16 protein-coding genes are annotated in these 18,539 nt (G+C 62.8%); 11 read left to right on the top strand and 5 right to left on the bottom strand.

Annotation, left to right across the window (positions count from 1 at the left end; all coding sequences use genetic code 11):
• Nucleotides 1-391: 391 nt before the first annotated feature.
• The 5 genes from X730_RS135910 to X730_RS1000000167130 all read left to right on the top strand — a co-directional run bounded on the left by X730_RS135910 (nt 392) and on the right by X730_RS1000000167130 (nt 5,560).
• A complete protein-coding gene (locus X730_RS135910) occupies nt 392-1,219 on the top strand; it encodes a DUF2243 domain-containing protein (RefSeq protein WP_023827811.1) in 828 nt (275 codons plus the stop codon).
• 30 nt (nt 1,220-1,249) lie between these two features.
• Complete coding sequence (locus tag X730_RS135905; RefSeq protein WP_023682452.1) at nt 1,250-2,626, top strand: NAD(P)/FAD-dependent oxidoreductase; 1,377 nt, start codon at nt 1,250-1,252, stop codon at nt 2,624-2,626.
• A gap of 282 nt (nt 2,627-2,908) precedes the next feature.
• The gene (locus tag X730_RS135900) at nt 2,909-4,381 is read left to right on the top strand and encodes a protein adenylyltransferase SelO (protein ID WP_023827812.1); all 1,473 of its coding nucleotides are present in this window, start codon (nt 2,909-2,911) and stop codon (nt 4,379-4,381) included.
• A gap of 694 nt (nt 4,382-5,075) precedes the next feature.
• Nucleotides 5,076-5,261: a hypothetical protein gene (locus X730_RS1000000167125; RefSeq protein WP_023682450.1), complete on the top strand. Its 186-nt coding sequence runs from the start codon at nt 5,076-5,078 to the stop codon at nt 5,259-5,261.
• Nucleotides 5,262-5,359: 98 nt separating this feature from the next.
• Nucleotides 5,360-5,560: a hypothetical protein gene (locus X730_RS1000000167130; RefSeq protein WP_081731702.1), complete on the top strand. Its 201-nt coding sequence runs from the start codon at nt 5,360-5,362 to the stop codon at nt 5,558-5,560.
• Between the two features lie 592 nt (nt 5,561-6,152).
• On the opposite strand, the gene X730_RS1000000167965 is transcribed toward X730_RS1000000167130, so the two are convergent.
• Nucleotides 6,153-6,311, bottom strand: coding sequence for a hypothetical protein (locus X730_RS1000000167965; protein WP_023682449.1), 159 nt, complete (start codon nt 6,309-6,311; stop codon nt 6,153-6,155).
• Between the two features lie 185 nt (nt 6,312-6,496).
• Nucleotides 6,497-6,799, bottom strand: a complete 303-nt coding sequence (locus tag X730_RS135895; protein WP_023682448.1) for a DUF982 domain-containing protein — start codon at nt 6,797-6,799, stop codon at nt 6,497-6,499.
• Nucleotides 6,800-6,988: 189 nt separating this feature from the next.
• Here X730_RS135895 and X730_RS135890 point away from each other — a divergent pair, with 189 nt between their 5' ends.
• From X730_RS135890 to X730_RS135870, 5 genes are all read left to right on the top strand, one after another.
• Complete coding sequence (locus X730_RS135890) at nt 6,989-8,050, top strand: glycosyltransferase family 4 protein (RefSeq protein ID WP_023827813.1); 1,062 nt, start codon at nt 6,989-6,991, stop codon at nt 8,048-8,050.
• Between the two features lie 43 nt (nt 8,051-8,093).
• Nucleotides 8,094-10,256 carry an amylo-alpha-1,6-glucosidase gene (locus X730_RS135885; protein ID WP_023672688.1) on the top strand — a complete coding sequence of 721 codons (2,163 nt, stop codon included), beginning with the start codon at nt 8,094-8,096 and terminating at the stop codon, nt 10,254-10,256.
• Between the two features lie 144 nt (nt 10,257-10,400).
• Nucleotides 10,401-12,182, top strand: a complete 1,782-nt coding sequence (locus X730_RS135880; RefSeq protein ID WP_023710459.1) for a trehalose-6-phosphate synthase — start codon at nt 10,401-10,403, stop codon at nt 12,180-12,182.
• A complete protein-coding gene (otsB, locus tag X730_RS135875; RefSeq protein WP_023822676.1) occupies nt 12,179-12,967 on the top strand; it encodes a trehalose-phosphatase in 789 nt (262 codons plus the stop codon). The genes X730_RS135880 and otsB overlap by 4 nt, the downstream gene beginning before the upstream one ends.
• 200 nt (nt 12,968-13,167) lie before the next feature.
• Nucleotides 13,168-14,625: an NCS1 family nucleobase:cation symporter-1 gene (locus X730_RS135870; protein WP_023693457.1), complete on the top strand. Its 1,458-nt coding sequence runs from the start codon at nt 13,168-13,170 to the stop codon at nt 14,623-14,625.
• 69 nt (nt 14,626-14,694) lie between these two features.
• Here the strand turns inward: X730_RS135870 and X730_RS135865 are convergent, their stop codons facing one another.
• The 3 genes from X730_RS135865 to X730_RS135855 all read right to left on the bottom strand — a co-directional run bounded on the left by X730_RS135865 (nt 14,695) and on the right by X730_RS135855 (nt 18,175).
• Nucleotides 14,695-15,240 carry a DUF1697 domain-containing protein gene (locus X730_RS135865; protein WP_023827814.1) on the bottom strand — a complete coding sequence of 182 codons (546 nt, stop codon included), beginning with the start codon at nt 15,238-15,240 and terminating at the stop codon, nt 14,695-14,697.
• 24 nt (nt 15,241-15,264) lie between these two features.
• The gene (locus X730_RS135860) at nt 15,265-16,893 is read right to left on the bottom strand and encodes a CTP synthase (RefSeq protein WP_023827815.1); all 1,629 of its coding nucleotides are present in this window, start codon (nt 16,891-16,893) and stop codon (nt 15,265-15,267) included.
• 163 nt (nt 16,894-17,056) lie between these two features.
• Nucleotides 17,057-18,175 (bottom strand): L,D-transpeptidase, encoded by a 1,119-nt coding sequence (locus X730_RS135855; RefSeq protein ID WP_023693456.1) that lies wholly within the window; start codon nt 18,173-18,175, stop codon nt 17,057-17,059.
• A gap of 163 nt (nt 18,176-18,338) precedes the next feature.
• Here X730_RS135855 and X730_RS1000000168410 point away from each other — a divergent pair.
• Nucleotides 18,339-18,539 (top strand): hypothetical protein (locus X730_RS1000000168410; protein WP_210164507.1); only part of this gene is annotated, 201 nt, incomplete at its 3' end.

The raw sequence follows: 18,539 nt of genomic DNA on the forward strand, positions 1-18,539 counted from the left end.
GTCGAAAACAGCCATCGGGTGATGCCGGTCGGCTGGTGGCTGTCGAGACCGTCCGGATCTGCCGCCGTATATTCTTTCATGACCTTCTCCGCTTGAGCCGTCCGTCGCCAGCATCGAACCGTGCTGGAACTTGATTGTTCCCTCCACCGAACCGGCGGTAGGAACATTCCACGGAAGTCGCTGTTAGGTTCCGCGCGGCCGACCCTGCGCGGCTGAGGATCGACGTCCATGCTGGCGATAATTGCTGCGACCCTGGTTCTGACGACGGTGGTTGGTGGGCTGATATCCGCCTTCTGGCTCGAGGCGCGTCATGGTCTCCATGACCCCACGCCGCCGGACATGTCGGTGCCCAGGCAACTGAACGCCCCGGCCTGGAGCCGGTGGTCCTGACATGGACGCGATCACCGCGACACTCGACCCGAGAACGCGAGCCGGCTGGCTGCTGCTCGGCTTCGCGCTCGGCGGTTTCTTCGACGGCATCGTCCTGCATCAGATCCTGCAATGGCATCATCTTCTCTCGGGCGTCGCCGATCCGGTGGGTTCCGACCTGCGCTTCCAGATCATGGCCGACGGTCTCTTCCATCTTTTCATGTATGTGCTCGCCGTCGCCGGCACGGTGCTGCTGGTGGCCGCGAGGGCGGCCGGCGCGCGGCCCGGGACCACCACGGAGATCCTGCGGCTCGCCTTCGCCGGGTTCGGCGTCTGGCATGTCGTCGATGCCGTCGTGTTTCACTGGCTGCTGGGTCTGCACCGGATCAAGATGAACAGCGACTTGCCGCTCGCCTGGGATATTGCGTGGCTGGTCATCTTCGGCATCGTGCCGCTTGTGTTGGTGCTGGTGCTGCCCAACCGCGGCGGACCGGCACGCGGTGCTTCGGCAGCGCTTACCAGCATCGTCCTGCTTGCGGGACTGGCAGCGGGCGCCAGCCCGTTCTTCAACGGTGCCGCCAATTCCATCATCGTCTTTCGGGCCGGGATGGAACCGGCGGCGATGATGCGGGCCGTTGAAGTCGCCGACGCCCATCTCAAATGGGTCGACGCCAGCGGCACCATCTGGGCGGTCGACCGCGTCTCATGGCGCGGGTTGGTAGCCCTTCACGCGCGCGGCGCCCTTGTGGTCAGCACGACGCCTGTCATTGCCGGATGCCTTGCCTGGACCGATGCCGCCGGAGTGAGCAGTAGCTTCAGCCAGCAGCGAGGCACTCCTGCCAGGCTATGACTTCCGGACAGGGATAGGGGAGTATCAAGCATGCAATTCGCCACCGAGAGCAGCCACGGCCGGAGCCTGACACCGCGCATCGTCGTGGTCGGCGGAGGCTTTGCCGGTCTGGAGGTTGCCAAGGCGCTCGGCAAGGCGGAAATCGGGGTGACGATCATCGACCGCCACAATCACCACCTGTTCCAGCCCTTGCTCTATCAGGTTGCAACCGCCGCCTTGTCGGCGCCTGACATCGCCGAGCCAATCCGCAAGATCCTGGGCCGCTATCCCTCGGTTCAGGTTCTCTTCGGCGATGTCACCGAGATCGGCACCGAGGCCAGGATACTGGTGCTGGCCGATGGGACCACGGTCCCCTACGACATCCTGGTCTTGGCCACCGGTTCGCAGCCATTCTATTTCGGCCAGGAGAGCTGGGCTCGGGTTTGTCCCGGTTTGAAGACCATCGAGGACGCGCGCACGATCCGGTCACGGCTGCTGCTATCGTTCGAGCACGCGGAACGGACCACCGATCCAGTCGAGCAATCCCGGCTGATGACGATCGCCATTATCGGCGGCGGCCCGACCGGTGTCGAACTGGCGGGCTCGATCGCCGAACTCAGCCGGCACACACTGGCGCGCGACTTCCGCAACATCCGGCCCGAGAAGACAAGGATCATTCTGGTAGAAGCCGGCGAGCGTCTGCTCGCCGGATTCGCCCCGGAGCTTTCCAGATATGCACGTCTGCGCCTTGAAAGCCTGGGCGTCGAGGTCGCGCTCGGCAACCGGGTCGAGGCGATCGAAGCGCATCAGATCACCGTCGGCGGCCAGGTGATCCCGGTGGCCTTGACGCTCTGGGCCGCCGGGGTGGCGGCTTCTCCGCTGGTCGCCCAGCTTGGTGTCGGGCTCGACCGCGGCGGTCGGGTGAAGGTCGAATCCGACCTGCAGGTCGTCGGCCATCCCGATGTCTTCGCGCTTGGCGACGTCGCACTGGTCCTCGATGGGAACGGCCAGCCATTGCCAGGTCTTGCCCAGGTCGCCAAGCAGCAGGGCGAGCACCTCGGCATGGCACTGGCACGCCGGATAGATACTGGCGACACGCTGCCGGCTTTTGCCTTCAGCAATCGAGGCAACACGGCCATTGTCGGCCGCCACGCTGCCGTGTTCGAATCGGGCAGGCTGAAACTGAAAGGCTGGATCGCCTGGTCTGCCTGGGCGCTCATCCATGTTTATCTGCTCGTCGGTTTTCAGCACCGCGTCCAGGTCTCGATCCAGTGGCTCTGGCGCTACCTGACCTATGAGCGTGGCGCCCGGCTTATCGCCGAGGAACGAGTCGAACCGGGTTCAACATCGTCGCCGGGAGCGGCCCCGAGAGAGCCGCTGCCACCCAAGGCAGACCCTGCCCCGGCATTGCCCGCCCGCACTGACTAGATTGCCGGGTGCTCAGTTCGGAGATAGTGGCGATGCGGGGGTCAGCTCTGGATTCCGCCACGGCCCGGCGTCCCACGGCAGCCCGAACCTCGATAATCGAGGCGGGTGGTTCCCAGCTTGTATCCCGTGCCGGCCTGATGGATCCGGATGGCACCAACGACGTTGCGTCCCTATATGCACAAATGAACACAGGCTCCTCGAGAAGGGAGCTGTTGAACCCCTCTTCAGAGACAGCTTGTCATGACGTCACCTGCGACTGCTGAACAACCCCCGGTCATTCAGATGGGGCTTCCCGCCCTGAGCAACAGCTATGGGCAACTGCCGGAGCGCTTCTTCGCGCAAACAGATCCGAAGCCGGTGTCCGAACCGCGGCTGATCCGGTTCAACCGGCCCCTCGCCGAGGAACTCGGGCTCGATGCCGACCAGCTTACCAGCCCGGATGGAGTGGCGATGCTTGCCGGCAACAGATTTCCGGAAGGCTTGCAGGCAATCGCCCTGGCCTATGCGGGCCACCAGTTCGGAAACTTCGTGCCTCAACTCGGCGACGGGCGCGCTCTGCTGCTTGGCGAAGTAGTGGACGTCAACGGCATTCGCCGTGACATCCAGCTGAAGGGATCGGGACCCACGCGGTTCTCGCGCAACGGTGACGGCCGCGCCGCCCTCGGCCCTGTCCTGCGCGAATTTGTCGTCAGCGAAGCGATGGCGGCGCTCGGCATTCCGACGACGCGAAGCCTTGCGGCGGTGCTCACCGGCGACCCGGTCTATCGCGAGGTCCGGCTGCCCGGCGCCGTCCTGACACGGGTGGCGGCAAGCCATATCAGGATCGGCACGTTCCAATATTTCGCCGCGCGCCACGACACCGAGGCGCTCAAGATACTGGCCGACTATGCCATTCAGCGTCACTTCCCACAGCTGGCGGGGGAAGCACGGCCGTACCGGGCTTTGCTGGAGGCCGTTGTCGCCGCACAGGCGGACCTGGTGGCGCGCTGGATGCTGGTCGGCTTCATCCATGGCGTCATGAACACCGACAACATGTCGATCTCGGGCGAGACGATCGACTATGGCCCATGCGCCTTCATGGACGCTTACGACCCCAGCGCGGTGTTCAGTTCGATAGACCGCGCCGGTCGCTATGCCTATGCCAACCAGCCTCGTGTCGCCACATGGAACCTTGCGCGCTTTGCCGAGACCCTGCTGCCGCTCATGAGCACGGACGAGAATGAAGCAGTGTCTGAAGGGGAAGAGGTGCTGAGGTCGTTCCAGGCCTCCTATGAGGCTGTGTTGCAGCGCGGCTTCCGCAGAAAACTCGGACTGCTGACCGAAGCGGAAGGCGACTTGCAACTCGCTGCCGACTTTCTGGACGTGCTGGCTCACGGCGAAGCGGATTTTACGCTCGGCTTCCGGCGCCTGGGCGATGACCTCGACGCTGCGGACGGCCAAGGCACGGCGCGGCAGTTGTTTAAGGATCCAGGCTCATTCGATGCCTGGTCGGCGCGGTGGCGCCAGCGCATTGCAAGCGAAGTAGCCGACACGGCCACGCGCCGGGCAGCCATGCAATCCGTCAATCCCAAATTCATCCCCCGCAATCATCGCATCGAGGCGATGATCCAGGCGGCGTTGGGCGGCGACTTCACACCGTTCGAGGAGATCCTGGCGGTCGTCAGCCGTCCCTTCGATGAGCAGCCGGGAATGGAACGCTATGCTGAGCCGCCACGCCCGGATGAGCGCGTCCTGCAGACATTCTGCGGTACATGAGACATTCGTGATGGTCGCTTAACATGTGCAAATGCGGAAGACCCATTTGCAAGCTAACGTCCCGGGGACTCTCGTAAGGGCTGAGCTATGACGATCATAGAATTGGCATTCGAATTGCTGGCACGGAAGCTCGTAGACCGTACCGGAATATCAGACGAAGATGCTCGAGACCTTGTCGCAGCCATGGGAGCTGACTGGTCATCGCTCGTGCGAGCAGCGAGGGCGATCAAAGAGACTTAGGTCTTTTGACGTCGTTTTAGCTGCCATCAGCTGCGGGCAGATCGGACCAGAGGCTGCTGCCGCGATCCAGGCGCGACACCGCGCTCGTCACCGATCATGTCAGCAACGTGGTCAAGCACTGTATTTCGGTCGCTCCAAATCGACCGGATACAACACGCTGCTCTCCTGAAAGCCACTGCAGCCCGCTACGCAAGTCGCCGGAAGCTCGCAATAAACTGCGATGGCAGCCCAGTCTTAGGATTTATATTGCAGGCCCGCACCACTGGCGGGGCGACGCGGGCCCGCCCAGAGATTGCCTGTCCTCGACCAGCAACGCGGGCCGCTGCCGTTCCTTGAAATCCGCGTTGGGAGTCAGATTCCGTCGGCACCGAAAAGCACAGGTGCTGACGAAGCAGACGGAACTTCCCCCCACGATCACGGTTTGGAGTCACGATACCAACCCGAGGAGATGCAGATGTCGAGCAAAATGCCGCCCGTGCCGCCTGAGAACCAGAGCCAGAAGGGTCGAGGAGAAGGGCGACAGATCAGCCACGATGATGCCCAGCACGGCACTCACGGAGCGCCGGATCCGGAGCGCCAAGGGCAGCAAGCCAACACCAAGGTCAACACAACTCATCAGGGCCGTCAGCAGGATCGGTGATCATGTCCACATCGAAGAAACACCCGAACACGATCCGGCAGGGCGGGCCAGGCGCATCGCCGTCAACGCCTCGGCGNCCGTCAGCAGGATCGGTGATCATGTCCACATCGAAGAAACACCCGAACACGATCCGGCAGGGCGGGCCAGGCGCATCGCACGAGAACGCCAGAAAACCCCTGCAGGTCAACAAACCCCCGGCGGATGAAGACCGTCGATCCAAAAGCCGAGTTTCAGGGGGTGGCGGTGAAAAGGACAGTCATCATTCGCACAATCCAGCCAAGAAGGGCGGCAACAGTTGAACCCACGGCTTTGTGAATGATTGTGCTAAAGCGCCGCGTGTGCATGTCATTGTCTCACAACCGAGCCATTTTTGAGTGATGCATTAGCCGGGCCAGGGTAAGGATCGGCGAGTCCAGACGCCCGGAAAAAACCGGAGGCCGTGGGCCCGCACCACTGGCGGAGCGATGCGGGCCCGGCCAAGGGTTACGGCCCTCGACCAGCAGCGAGGGGCTCGCTGCCGCATCCAGAACAAGCCCCGTAATTTCAGGTTCCGCTTATATACAAAAAAGCCGGCCACCTTTCGGCAGCCGGCCAGTTCCAACAGAACAAGGGAACGTGCACTGATGGGGCAGTGCAACGCCCGAAGCGTTTCGAGGCGACGATGTTCCACGGAAATCCACGGATTCGCCGTTTCGATCTACATTGGCCGGATGGAAAGATCTTTGACGATCTCCCAAGTTCTGGGTGAGCCCAGTCCGACGTGTGGCGCCCGGTCTGCGCCTTTGCCCTCTATGCGGCCAGCAACATCATCCTTGAAGAATGCCCGCCGCGGCTGCCGCGCGCGTCAACACCGGCGTGCAATTGGTCGAGCGCGCGGCAGACCGGGGACTGTCAATGCGAGCGTCTGTCGACGTAGGTGTAGACGCCGGCCCCAATGGCGACCGCGCCGACCGTGATCACGATCGATGGCGCGCCCATCAAACTGGCAAGGACCGCCCAGATGAGGGCGATGACGATAGCGCCGAGTGTTCCCAGGATCAGTCTCGGCATTGTCTATCCCTCCACGTTCGGACCGCCCGTGGATTGGTCGTCACCCACCGGTCATGCGAAACGCCGCATGAAAGCACAGTGTGGCCCATGAGGTGAAGGGCCGCGTCGGAATACTCCGGTGCGAAAAAGATGATGCCCGCGCCGCCAAAGCCCGGGTGTTCAATAGCCAAATGGCTGGACGGCGTCTAGCGCCTCAGCGCGCGGACTTCCGCCATGCTTTCGCCGCCCATCGGCAGGGCCATGTCATCATCGAGCAGCCGGGTGATGCGGGCAAAGCCCGTGAACGCCTTCCTGGCTGCTTCGGCCGACATTCTGCCCGACAGGGCCGCGGAGCAGCAATTCACGGCGCATTGATACACAGGCCCACGCCGTCCCAATGGCCATTTCTGCAAAAAGACCATCGCTTCGGCAACGCTGTCGACTTCCTCGACGGGGTGTCCCTGCCCGCGCGCAATGCGCACGGGCGTAAAGAAATGCAAGCGGTCCATTTTGTTCTCTCCCTGGTCGGCCGCAGCGCGGACCAACCCTATTAAATTCGCGGATAGCGCGTTTGTTCCGCTTATTGCAAAAAAATCTGCGCCGGTGGGCTTGGCTTGCCGACGCCCGCTTTTGTCCGGAACGTTAGGCCGGCTGATGCATTTCGCTCTCGTGATTGCCTTGAGGGACACGTTCAAACCATGCGGATAGCCCATGTCGCCCCTTTGCACGAATCGGTGCCGCCCCTTCTCTATGGCGGCACCGAGCGCATCGTTTCCTATCTGACCGAAGGGCTGGTCAAACTCGGCCATGAGGTGACGCTGTTCGCCAGCGGCGACAGCCGGACGTCGGCCAGACTGATACCAGGACGCGAACGCGCGCTGCGCCTCGATCCGCGTCCGCTGAAATCGGACACGGCGGCGCATCTTGCGATGCTTGCCGATGTGAGGAACCGAGCCCACGACTTTGATATCATTCATTTTCATCTCAGCCATTTCCTGCATTTCTCGTTCTTCGAGACCATGCCGGACAAGACGGTGACGACGCCTCATGGCCGGCTCGATTATGTCGATCTGGCGCCAGCCTATGAGCGCTTTCCGCGCTTTCCGCTGGTCTCGATCTCACACAGCCAGAAGACCGGGCTTGCGAATGCCAATTGGCTGGCCACCATCCATCACGGGCTGCCGACGGGTCTCTATCAGCCGACCTTCGAGACGGCGGCGGGCGAACCATACCTTGCCTTTCTCGGCCGGCTTTCGCGCGACAAGCGGCCGGACCGGGCCATCGACATCGCCTTGCGGTCGGGCATGAAGCTCAAGCTGGCGGCCAAGATCGGCGACGATGATCGCGCCTATTTCCATGAGACGATCGAGCCCTTGATCGATGGCAACCGCATCGACTATGTCGGCGAGATCGCCGAGGGTGAGAAGACTGAATTCCTCGGCAATGCCGCTGGTCTCCTGTTTCCGATAGACTGGCCCGAGCCGTTCGGCCTTGCCGCGATCGAGGCGATGGCGTGCGGTACGCCAACCATCGGCTGGAACTGCGGTGCGTTGCCGGAAGTCATCGACCATGGCGTTACCGGATTTGTCGTCGATTCTCTCGACGCCGCGGTCGCCGCGGTGCCGGCCTTGCTGCAACTCGACCGGCGAAAGGTGCGCGCCGTCTTCGAAAGTCGGTTCTCCGCCAACAGGATGGCGCGCGACTATCTCACTGCCTATGCGCGTCTCATCGGCGCCCCGGCTGAATCGAAAGCGTCGTGAACGACGGCGGACGTTCCGAGCCCGAAACAGAGATTTGTGACTGATGACCGAACTTGACGAGCGCAAGCTCGACCCTGCCGTGGCCCTTGCCTCCCTGGACGAAACCGCGCCGCGCGAGCCGCACCGGCTGTTTGCCCTAAAGCAAGGCGACTGTTTTGCCGTGGCCGATGCCTACGGCGATATCAGGGGTGCGGGCGACGGTTTCTTCCGTGACGACACCCGGGTGCTGTCGGAGTTCAGGCTCACCGTCGGCGGCCGGCAGACATCGCTGCTCGGCGCCTCGCTCAGCCAGGACAATGTGCTGTTCACCAGCAATATGACCAATTTGCCGATGCAAAGCGTCGGTGGCCGCGACATCCCGCAGGGCGCCATCCATATCGAGCGCGTCAGGCTGTTGTGGCAGGACCGGCTGTTCGAGCGCATCACCCTTTCCAACTACAGCCAGGAGCATTCGGCAATCCGCGTCTCGCTGCATTTTGCCGCCGATTTCCGCGACATGTTCGAGGTGCGCGGTTCGACCCGGCCGAAGCGCGGAATGGCGCATGCAGCGGAGATCGCGCCTGCCTCGGTGCTGCTGCGCTATGACGGACTGGACGGGCTGGCGCGGGTGTCGGCGATCTCGTTCTCGCAGCCGCCAGACCAGTTGAGCGCCGAGCGCGCGGATTTCCTCATCGCAGTGACCAAGCGCAGCAGCAAGATGCTTTACGTCGAGGTCGGCGCGGAACTGACCGAAACGCCCGACCGCGACCGCTTCCGGGCGGCCGCGGCGCGCGCCCGTTTCGGCATGCGGGCCAAGCGCCGCCATGGCGCGACGGTGCACAGTTCGGGTCGCGTCTTCAACGATTGGGTCGAACGCGCCCGCGCGGATGTCGCCTTGCTGACCACCGAGTTGTCGACCGGCCCCTACCCCTATGCCGGCATCCCCTGGTTTTCGACGGCCTTCGGCCGTGACGGCGTCATCTCGGCGCTGCAGATGCTATGGCTCAACCCCGGCCTGGCGCGCGGCGTGCTTGCCTTCCTCGCCCAGCACCAGGCGACCGAGACATCGCCTTTCAGCGACTCGCAGCCCGGCAAGATCATGCACGAGACGCGCAAGGGCGAGATGGTGGCGCTGCAGGAACTGCCTTTCGGCCGCTACTATGGCGGCGTCGATACCACGCCGCTCTACATCCACCTCGCCTGCGCCTATGCCGAACGCACCGGCGACATGGACTTCATCGCCAGCCTGTGGCCGTCTCTCTGCGCCGCCGCCAAGTGGACGGAAGAGGCGAGCCGCGCAACCGGCTTCGTCACCTATCAGCGCGCTGCCGAATCCGGCCTTGCGAACCAGGGCTGGAAGGACAGCTTCGACTCCGTCTTCCACGCCGACGGGCGCATTCCCAAGGGGCCGATCGCGCTGGTCGAAGTGCAGGGTTATGTCTTCGCCGCCTTCAGGGGCCTTGCCGCTCTCGCCCGCCGCCGGGGCGAGTTCGCGCAGGCCGAGCACTGGGAAAATCGCGCCGAAGAGATGCGGATCGCCGTCGAGCGTGATTTCTGGCTGGACGATCTCGGCTTCTATGCGCTGGCGATCGACGGCGCCGGAGAGCCGTGCAAGGTGCGCACGTCGAATGCCGGACACCTGCTCTATGTCGGCCTGCCCGAACCGGCGCGGGCTAAGATGGTCGCCGACCAGTTGCTTTCGGCTTCCTTCCACTCCGGCTGGGGGGTGCGAACGCTTTCCGACGATGCTGTGCTGTTCAACCCGATGTCGTACCACAATGGTTCCATCTGGCCGCATGACACGGCGATGTGCGGCGCCGGCCTGGCGCGGTTCGGCGAGCGTGACAGCGTGGTGCGGCTGATGAGCGGCACGTTCGAATCCGCCGTGCATTTCAACATGCGGCTGCCGGAACTGTTCTGCGGCTTTACCCGCTCGCCGGGTGAAGCACCGATCGCCTACCCCGTCGCCTGCCTGCCGCAAGCCTGGTCGGCAGGCTCGGCCTTCATGCTGATGCAGGCGTGCCTCGGTCTGGAAATCGACGGCTGGAACGGCGAAATCCACGTCACTCGACCCCGTTTGCCGATCGGCATCGATACGCTGACGCTCAGGCATCTGGGTGTCGGCGAAAAGAGGGTCGATCTTACCTTCCAGCGTGTCGGCGACCGCGTCGTCGCCTTTCTCGCCGACCGCCATGAAGGGCTGGTTCCGCTGATCGTGCGGACATGATCGGAACGGCTTTCAACGGGAACCGATCCCAGGGTTTGTGCGTTGCAAAAAACACAGGTTCTCACGGGCGATCGTCGGCTGCGAACACTCAAATGGAACCATGAAGAAAAAGGCCCTGACGGCCAAAATTGAGTTGGAATTGGAATGACCGATTATGGCATGGCCCTGCTCTGGGTCTTGATCCTTGCAAGCCTTGGCCTTTCGATTCTAGCCGTTCTGTTATCGATCTCCAGGCAACGTCGTAGCCATAGCTTGACGGTTGCACCGACTGCCGGCGAGGACGTCGCATCGGAAGCGACGCGCAAGGTTTTGCGGGAGTTCGAGAAGAATGGACAATCTCCCGACGCGGCGCTGGTGAACTGGTCGCCCGACACCTTGCGCAAGATACTTGCCGACGACCTGCCGGACGCGCAGGTCATCGTCGTCTCGAACCGAGAACCCTATATCCACAACATCAAGGACGACGGCGTCGAGCTTCTGGTGCCGGCCAGCGGCCTGGTGTCGGCGCTTGAGCCTATCACCCGCGCCTGCAGCGGCACCTGGATCGCCTATGGCGGCGGAACGGCGGATCGTCTGACGGTCGATAGCAACGATCGGGTTCAGGTGCCGCCGGACAATCCGTCCTATACGCTGCGCCGCGTGTGGCTGAGCGACGACGAATATCAGGGCTACTATCTCGGCTTTGCCAATGAAGGGCTTTGGCCGCTCTGCCATATCGCCTTCACCCGGCCGGTCTTCCGTGCCTCGGACTGGGAGGCCTATGAGGCCGTCAACCGCAAATTCGCCGATATGGTGGTTGCCGAGGCGCGCAATGAGCGGCCGATCGTGCTGGTTCAGGATTACCATTTCGCGCTCCTGCCGCGCATGATCCGCGAGCGCCTGCCGGAGGCGATCATCATCACCTTCTGGCACATCCCGTGGCCGAACTCCGAAGTGTTCAGCATCTGCCCATGGCGCGAACGCGTTCTTGATGGACTGCTCGGGAGCTCGATCATCGGCTTTCACACCCAGTTTCATGCCAATAATTTCACTGAAAGCGTAGACCGGTTCCTGGAAAGCCGCATCGAGCGCGCCGACGCCGCGATCTCGTATGGCGGGCGGACGACCCTGGTGCACGCCTATCCCATCTCCATCGAATGGCCGGCCGAACTCCTGGCCAAACTGCCACCGGTCGAGGAAAGCCGCGCCCGCCTGCGTGAGCGGTTCGGCCTGTCGGCGGACGTCAAGCTGTGCGTCGGCGTCGAGCGCCTGGACTACACCAAGGGCATCCTCGATCGCTTCCATGCGCTGGACGAATTGTTTACGCGCCACCCCGAGTGGATCGGCAAGGTAGTGTTCCTGCAGATTGCTGCCCCAAGCCGCGGCACGCTGCCGGCCTACCAGCAATTGCACGATGAATGCCTGCGTTATGCCAACGAGCTCAACCAGCGCTACGGTCATGACGGCTACAAGCCCGTGGTCATGGTGGCTGAGCACCATTCGCAGCAACAGATCTATGAGATCTATCGCGCCGCCGACATCTGCATGGTCACCAGCCTGCATGACGGCATGAACCTCGTAGCCAAGGAATTCGTCGCCGCGCGTGACGACGAACAGGGCGTGCTGTTGCTCAGCACGTTTGCCGGCGCGTCGCGCGAACTGCTGGAAGCACTGATCGTCAATCCTTACGACGCGGCGATGATGAGCCAGGTGTTGCTGCAGGCGCTGACCATGTCACCGGACGAACAACGCGAGCGCATGCGCCCGATGCGCGAAATAGTGCGCGACAACAATGTCTTTCGCTGGGCCGGCAGCATGCTGCTCGATGCGGCGCGCCTGCGCAAACGCGGCGACCTCGAAAGAGCGACAAGTGTCGCCGAGCGGCCCGCAAACACCGGCAGCAACATCGTCTCACTGTTCGACCGCATGCGGAAGGTGGCGTCATGAATAGCCTGTCGAAAGCACCGGGCCTGCCAACCGCACCCGACCTGCCGGAAGGACAATGGGCGCTTTTCCTCGACATCGACGGCACGTTGCTGGAGCACGCCGCGCACCCCGACGCCGTGTCCGTGAGCGACGAACTGCGCAACCTCCTCGGCATCGTCGATGAACGGCTGGACGGCGCTGTCGCCTTTATCACCGGCCGCTCGGTCGAAGGCGCCGACCGCCTGTTTCATCCGTTGAAGCTGCGTGTTGCGGGTCTTTATGGGCTGGAACACCGGCTGACGCCGGACGGCCCGGTCGTTACCGCCGATGCTCCCGCCGATATCGCTGCCCTTGCCGACGCCATCGAAGCCGAACTGGATGATGGCCTTGTTCATATCGAGCGCAAGGGTCCGATCCTCGCCATCCATACGCGTGCGGCGCCGCATCTGCTGGCCAGGGCAACGCATCTCGCCGAACAGGCATTGACCGAGCTTCCCAAGGGCTATCGGGTTATCCCGGGCAACGCCGGCGTCGAACTCATGCCGCTCGAAGCAGCCAAGGGCGCTGCCGTGCGGCGTTTCATGGCAATCCCGCCCTTTGCCGGACGGCGGCCGGTCTTTCTCGGCGACGACACCGCCGACGAAAACGGTTTCGAGGCGATCAACGAGGCCGGCGGCATCTCGATCCGGGTCAAGCCGCGTGGGCCGACCGTGGCCCAATACAGGCTCGATGATGTCACCTGCGCGATAGCTTGGCTTGCCGCCAATTTCGACGCATCACCGGCCCTCAACCGCAAAGCGTCCTGATCGCTGCCGTCTGCGGGTCGAATCAAGATCGCCGCGATTGCGCCGACCTTCGCCAAAAGCCGATCGATAAGCGCTGTTCTCATTGAATATCTTTAAGGCCAAAGCCGGCAAATGGATTGCTTGCCGGTTCCCCTGCGTCAGGCATAACCTGCGCAGTCGACGCGTGAGGGCGCGTGCGGCATCAAGGGGAGGACATCGCAATGACCATACAAGGCGCATCACCCGATCTATACAATGAGGATTTGGCTCCGGCCAAAGTCCGAAACTGGGGGCCGTTCTCGATCTTCAACGTCTGGACGTCGGACGTCCACAGCCTCTGGGGCTACTATCTCGCCGCAAGCCTGTTCCTGTTTTGCGGCGGCTTCGTCAATTTCATCATCGCCATCGGCATCGGTTCGCTGATCATCTACGCGCTGATGAACATGGTCGGCTATGCCGGCGTGAAGACCGGCGTGCCCTACCCCGTGCTGGCGCGCGCGTCCTTCGGCATCTGGGGCGCCAACATTCCGGCCCTGGTGCGCGCCATCGTCGCCTGCTTCTGGTACGGCGCGCAGACGGCAGCGGCATCGGGCGCGATCGTGGCGTTGCTGATCCGCTCGCAATGGTTCGCCGATTTCAACGCCAACACGCATTTCCTCGGCCATACGGGTCTGGAAGTGATCTGTTTTGTGGTCATCTGGGCACTGCAATTGCTGATCATCCAGAACGGCATGGAAACGGTGCGCCGCTTCCAGGATTGGGCCGGACCGGCGGTCTGGGTGATGATGTTGATCCTGGCGATCTATCTCTGTGTAAAATCCGGGAGATTTGCCTTTACCAGCGACATCCCGATGGATGTGCTGCTCGACAAGACAAAGGATGCCGGCGTACCCGGAACCCCTGGCTCCTGGACGTCGCTATTTGCGGTGGCCGCGATCTGGGTCACCTATTTCTCGGCGCTCTATCTCAATTTCTGCGATTTCGCCCGCTATGCCCCAGACAAGGCATCGCTGCGCAAGGGCAACATCTGGGGCCTGCCGATCAATCTCATCCTGTTCTCGCTGGTCGCCGGCGTGACCACCATCGCTGCCTTCGACGTCTATGGCGAAGTGCTTCTGCATCCCGACCAGATCTCGGCGAAATTCGACAGCTGGTTCCTGGCAGCGCTTGCAGCCCTGACCTTTGCCGTGGCGACGCTCGGCATCAATGTGGTGGCAAACTTCGTCTCGCCGGCCTTCGACTTCTCCAACGTCTTTCCGCGGCAGATCGACTTCAAGAAGGGCGGCTATATCGCGGCCGTAATCGCGCTGGTGCTCTATCCCTTCGCGCCGTGGGAAGGCAGTGCCGCATCTTTCGTCAACGTCATCGGCGCGACGATGGGGCCGATCTTCGGGGTGATGATGGTCGACTACTATCTGATCCGGAAGGGCGAGGTCGACGTCGAGGCACTGTACCGCGAAGATGGCGAGTTCCGCTTCCAGGGCGGCTGGCACATCAACGCCTTCATAGCCGCCGGCATCGGCGCCATCTTCTCCTCGGTCCTGCCGAACTTCACGAACCTGCTACCGGCATGGTGGGGCGTTTATGGCTGGTTCTTCGGCGTCGGCATTGCAGGGGTCATCTACTACGTCCTTCGCACCGCCGCCCTTGGCGCAGGGGCCAGGACGGCGAAGGCGTGAAATGAGAGATAGGGAGCAGTCAGTAGTCAGTAGGGAATAGTATAACCCCTACTCCCTACTCCCTACTCCCTACTCCCTACTCCCTACCATCTCAGCCAACCTCCGCACCGTGTTCCAGTTGCGTGCGGTGCCGATGCCCATGCGCTTGTGGTTCATGGCAGCGAGCAGCCGCGAGCTTGGCCGCTCGCGCGAAAAGACGACCCAGATGTCGCCATCGACCGAAGCCACCTTCTCGTCCTCGGCGGCATAGGTCTGGAGCGCGGCCACACCATCCGCTGGCGCTGGCTTGCGCATCACCCGCACAGCCACCTGATCGCCTGCCTCGGCAGAGTCGGCCGGGAATGGGTTGCCGGCGGCAAGTTTCAGCCAATCCTCGGCAGTGCGCACGATGATGACGACGTTGCGGCCGAAGGTTTTTTCGAAGGCCGTTTCCAGCCGCTGTTCCAGCTTGGCGATGCCGGTCGCCCGTGTCTCGAAGACCAGATTGCCGGTCGCCACCAGGGTGCGCGGGTTCTTCAGCCCAAGCTGTTCAGCCATCGCCTTGAGGTCGGCCATGACGACCCGGCGGCCTTCGCCGAGGATAATGCTGTAGAGCAGCGCAACATAGGTCTGCATCAGCTGCGAAACCTCACCGTGGCCCTAGACCAGTCGCGACTGGTCCACCGCGGCCGAGATGAAGCTGGCGAACAGGGGATGCGGCTCAAGCGGCCGGCTCTTCAGCTCCGGATGGTACTGGACGCCGATGAACCAGGGATGGTCGGGGTATTCGACCGTTTCCGGCAGCACGCCGTCGGGCGACATGCCGGCAAACACCAGGCCGCAATCTTCCAGCCGCTCCTTGTAGTCGATATTGACCTCGTAGCGGTGGCGATGGCGCTCGGAAATCTGGGTGTCGCCATAGATGTCGGCGATCTTCGAACCCTTGGCGAGTTCAGCCTGATAGGCGCCAAGCCGCATGGTGCCGCCGAGATCGCCCGTTTCGCGGCGCTTCTCCAGCATGTTGCCTTTCAGCCATTCGGTCATCAGGCCGACGACCGGCTCGTCGGTCGGACCGAATTCGGTCGACGAGGCGTGTTCGACGCCGGCCAGCGAGCGCGCTGCCTCGATGCAGGCCATCTGCATGCCGAAGCAGATGCCGAAATACGGCACCTTGCGCTCGCGGGCGAATTTCGCCGCCAGGATTTTGCCTTCCGAGCCGCGCTCGCCGAAGCCGCCGGGCACCAGGATGCCATGCACCTTTTCCAGCCACGGCGTCGGGTCTTCCTTCTCGAAAATCTCGCTCTCGATCCAGTCGAGCTTGACCTTGACGCGGTTGGCCATGCCGCCATGCGACAAAGCCTCGATCAGCGATTTGTAGGCATCCTTGAGGCCGGTGTATTTGCCGACAATGGCAATCGTCACCTCGCCCTCCGGATTGTGGATGCGGTTGGACACGGTCTGCCAGGGCTCCATGCGCGGCTTCGGCGCCGGATCGATACCGAAGGCGGCCAGCACTTCCGAATCGAGCCCTTCCTTGTGGTAAGCCATCGGCACGTCATAGATGTGGGGCACGTCGAGCGCCTGGATGACGGCACTTTCGCGCACATTGCAGAACAGCGACAGTTTTCTGCGCTCTTCCTTGGGGATGGCGCGGTCGGCGCGGACCAACAGGATATCGGGCGCGATGCCGATGCCGCGCAGTTCCTTGACCGAATGCTGGGTCGGCTTGGTCTTCAGCTCGCCGGCCGTGGGGATGTAAGGCATCAAGGTCAGGTGGACATAGACGGCGTTGTTGCGCGGCAGATCGTTGCCGAGCTGGCGGATCGCCTCGAGAAACGGCATCGCCTCGATATCGCCAACCGTGCCGCCGATCTCGCACAGCACGAAATCATAGTCGTCATTGCCGTCGAGCACGAAATTCTTGATCTCGTCGGTGACATGCGGAATGACCTGCACGGTGGCGCCGAGATAGTCACCGCGCCGTTCGCGCTCGATAATGTTCTTGTAGATGCGGCCGGTGGTGATGTTGTCCTGCTGGTTGGCCGAGCGGCCGGTGAAGCGCTCGTAATGGCCAAGATCGAGATCGGTCTCGGCGCCGTCATCGGTGACGAAAACCTCGCCATGCTGGTAAGGCGACATCGTTCCGGGATCGACATTGAGATAGGGATCGAGCTTTTTGATGCGTGCGCGATAGCCTCGCGCCTGCAAGAGAGCCCCAAGGGCCGCTGCAGCGATGCCTTTTCCAAGTGAGGAAACCACGCCGCCTGTGATGAATACATATCGCGCCATGGGAGTTATCGCTTAACGCGGCCGAATTGATTCCGCCAGAGAAAAAACCGCCGCTGAGGCTTTTTCAAGAGAAGGCGCGATAGTCCCGAGGTTCGAGACTGGTGTTTTGGTCAAAACAAAAGGGCCGGCAAAAGCCGGCCCTTTCGGCAGGTTTGTGAAAGCGTCAGATGATGACGACCTTGGTGCCGACCCTGACGCGGCTGTAGAGGTCCATGACGTGCTCGTTGATCATGCGGAAGCAGCCATTGGAAGCGCTGGTTCCGATCGACTGCGGCGCGATGGTGCCGTGGATGCGCAGATGCGTGTCCTTCTTGCCGTCGTAGAGATAGATGGCGCGGGCGCCGAGCGGGTTCTGGCCGCCGCCGGGCATGCCGTCCTTGTACTGGCCATAATGCTTGGGTTCGCGCTTCTGCATGTCGAGCGTCGGGATCCAGCGCGGCCATTCCTGCTTGTCGCCAACGGCAACCTTGCCCTTGAACTGCAGGCCTTCGCGGCCGACCGCGATCGCATAGCGGCGGGCGGTGAAAGCCGATTCGACGAGGTAGAGGCGGCGCGCGCTGGTATCGATGACGATCGTACCCGGCTCATAGCCGCTGAATTCGACGTCCTGCGGCACGAATTCCGGCTTCACCTTGAACTGCTTCTTGGCTTGCCGCTTGGCGAGAGCCTGGTCGAGCGCGCGCGTTTCGGGGAGATAGGCAATCGACGAGGCAGAGGACGTGCCGCCGAACAGGCCGGCGAACAGTCCGCCGCTCGTCGGCTTCTGGCCCGGGGCCTCGCTGCGCAATTCGCCATTGTTGCCGGTCAGCGCGATATTCATCGCTTCGGCCGGAAGCGGTTCAGCCGATTCGATCGGCTCGATCGGCGCGATCGGGTCAACCGGAGCGATGATCTTGGTGGTCTTCTTGCCTGGCTTGGCGTCGGCAACCACGACCGGCTTGCCCTTGCTTGCCAGGAACGCCTGGCGCTGGGCATCGGCCCTGGCTTTCGCCGCATCGCGCATCGCCAGCTTGCGGGCCTCGAGCGCCTTGACGCGGGCGAGATCCCTGTCGGCGGCGATCTTGTCTTCGAGCTTGCTGATCTGAGCCAGATCATCCGGGCTCGGGTTTTTCTTCTTCTTGAGAAGCTTCAGCTGCGTCGCATCGCTCTTGGCGGCGACGTTGATGACAGCGGTTTTGCCAACCGCCTGCGGTGAGGTCATTGCCGGAGTGCCGGCGAAGACCGCGGAGCTCATGCCGAATACGGCACAAAACCCCATGAAAATGAAGCTGCGAAGCTGCATGGCGAAGATCCGATCGTTCAATGCTTGTTGCCCACGGCGTCGCCCGGCGCCCCCCAAGGGCGCAGAAAGTGCCGCCGGCAATCTATAATCGAAGTGGCGTACGGGCCTCAAGCACGGGGTGCGGTCGAATCTTCGTGATCGTGTGCCATTTGCCGCGACTGTGTTGAAACAACAACAGATCGCGGCATCTGACGCTACCGACTACTGGTTCGGAACCTGCGGTGTCACCGGCAAGGTAACGCCATTGGTAGCCGGCGGCGTAGCCGAATCGGTTGCAGGTGGCGTCGCCGGAGATGGAGCCGTCGCCGGGGCCGTGGTGGCGGGCGGCGTGGTGGCGGCGCCGTTGGCCGCGGGCGCGGCCGGT

The organism is Mesorhizobium sp. L103C131B0 (assembly GCF_000502275.1).
Classification (GTDB): domain Bacteria; phylum Pseudomonadota; class Alphaproteobacteria; order Rhizobiales; family Rhizobiaceae; genus Mesorhizobium.

Bases quoted from the DNA above. Each gene is read 5' to 3' on its own strand.
- X730_RS135910 (WP_023827811.1), top strand. From the start codon at position 392: ATGGACGCGATCACCGCGACACTCGACCCGAGAACGCGAGCCGGCTGG.
- X730_RS135905 (WP_023682452.1), top strand. From the start codon at position 1,250: ATGCAATTCGCCACCGAGAGCAGCCACGGCCGGAGCCTGACACCGCGC.
- X730_RS135900 (WP_023827812.1), top strand. From the start codon at position 2,909: ATGGGGCTTCCCGCCCTGAGCAACAGCTATGGGCAACTGCCGGAGCGC.
- X730_RS1000000167125 (WP_023682450.1), top strand. From the start codon at position 5,076: ATGTCGAGCAAAATGCCGCCCGTGCCGCCTGAGAACCAGAGCCAGAAG.
- X730_RS1000000167130 (WP_081731702.1), top strand. From the start codon at position 5,360: ATGTCCACATCGAAGAAACACCCGAACACGATCCGGCAGGGCGGGCCA.
- X730_RS1000000167965 (WP_023682449.1), bottom strand. From the start codon at position 6,311: ATGCCGAGACTGATCCTGGGAACACTCGGCGCTATCGTCATCGCCCTC.
- X730_RS135895 (WP_023682448.1), bottom strand. From the start codon at position 6,799: ATGGACCGCTTGCATTTCTTTACGCCCGTGCGCATTGCGCGCGGGCAG.
- X730_RS135890 (WP_023827813.1), top strand. From the start codon at position 6,989: ATGCGGATAGCCCATGTCGCCCCTTTGCACGAATCGGTGCCGCCCCTT.
- X730_RS135885 (WP_023672688.1), top strand. From the start codon at position 8,094: ATGACCGAACTTGACGAGCGCAAGCTCGACCCTGCCGTGGCCCTTGCC.
- X730_RS135880 (WP_023710459.1), top strand. From the start codon at position 10,401: ATGACCGATTATGGCATGGCCCTGCTCTGGGTCTTGATCCTTGCAAGC.
- otsB (WP_023822676.1), top strand. From the start codon at position 12,179: ATGAATAGCCTGTCGAAAGCACCGGGCCTGCCAACCGCACCCGACCTG.
- X730_RS135870 (WP_023693457.1), top strand. From the start codon at position 13,168: ATGACCATACAAGGCGCATCACCCGATCTATACAATGAGGATTTGGCT.
- X730_RS135865 (WP_023827814.1), bottom strand. From the start codon at position 15,240: ATGCAGACCTATGTTGCGCTGCTCTACAGCATTATCCTCGGCGAAGGC.
- X730_RS135860 (WP_023827815.1), bottom strand. From the start codon at position 16,893: ATGGCGCGATATGTATTCATCACAGGCGGCGTGGTTTCCTCACTTGGA.
- X730_RS135855 (WP_023693456.1), bottom strand. From the start codon at position 18,175: ATGCAGCTTCGCAGCTTCATTTTCATGGGGTTTTGTGCCGTATTCGGC.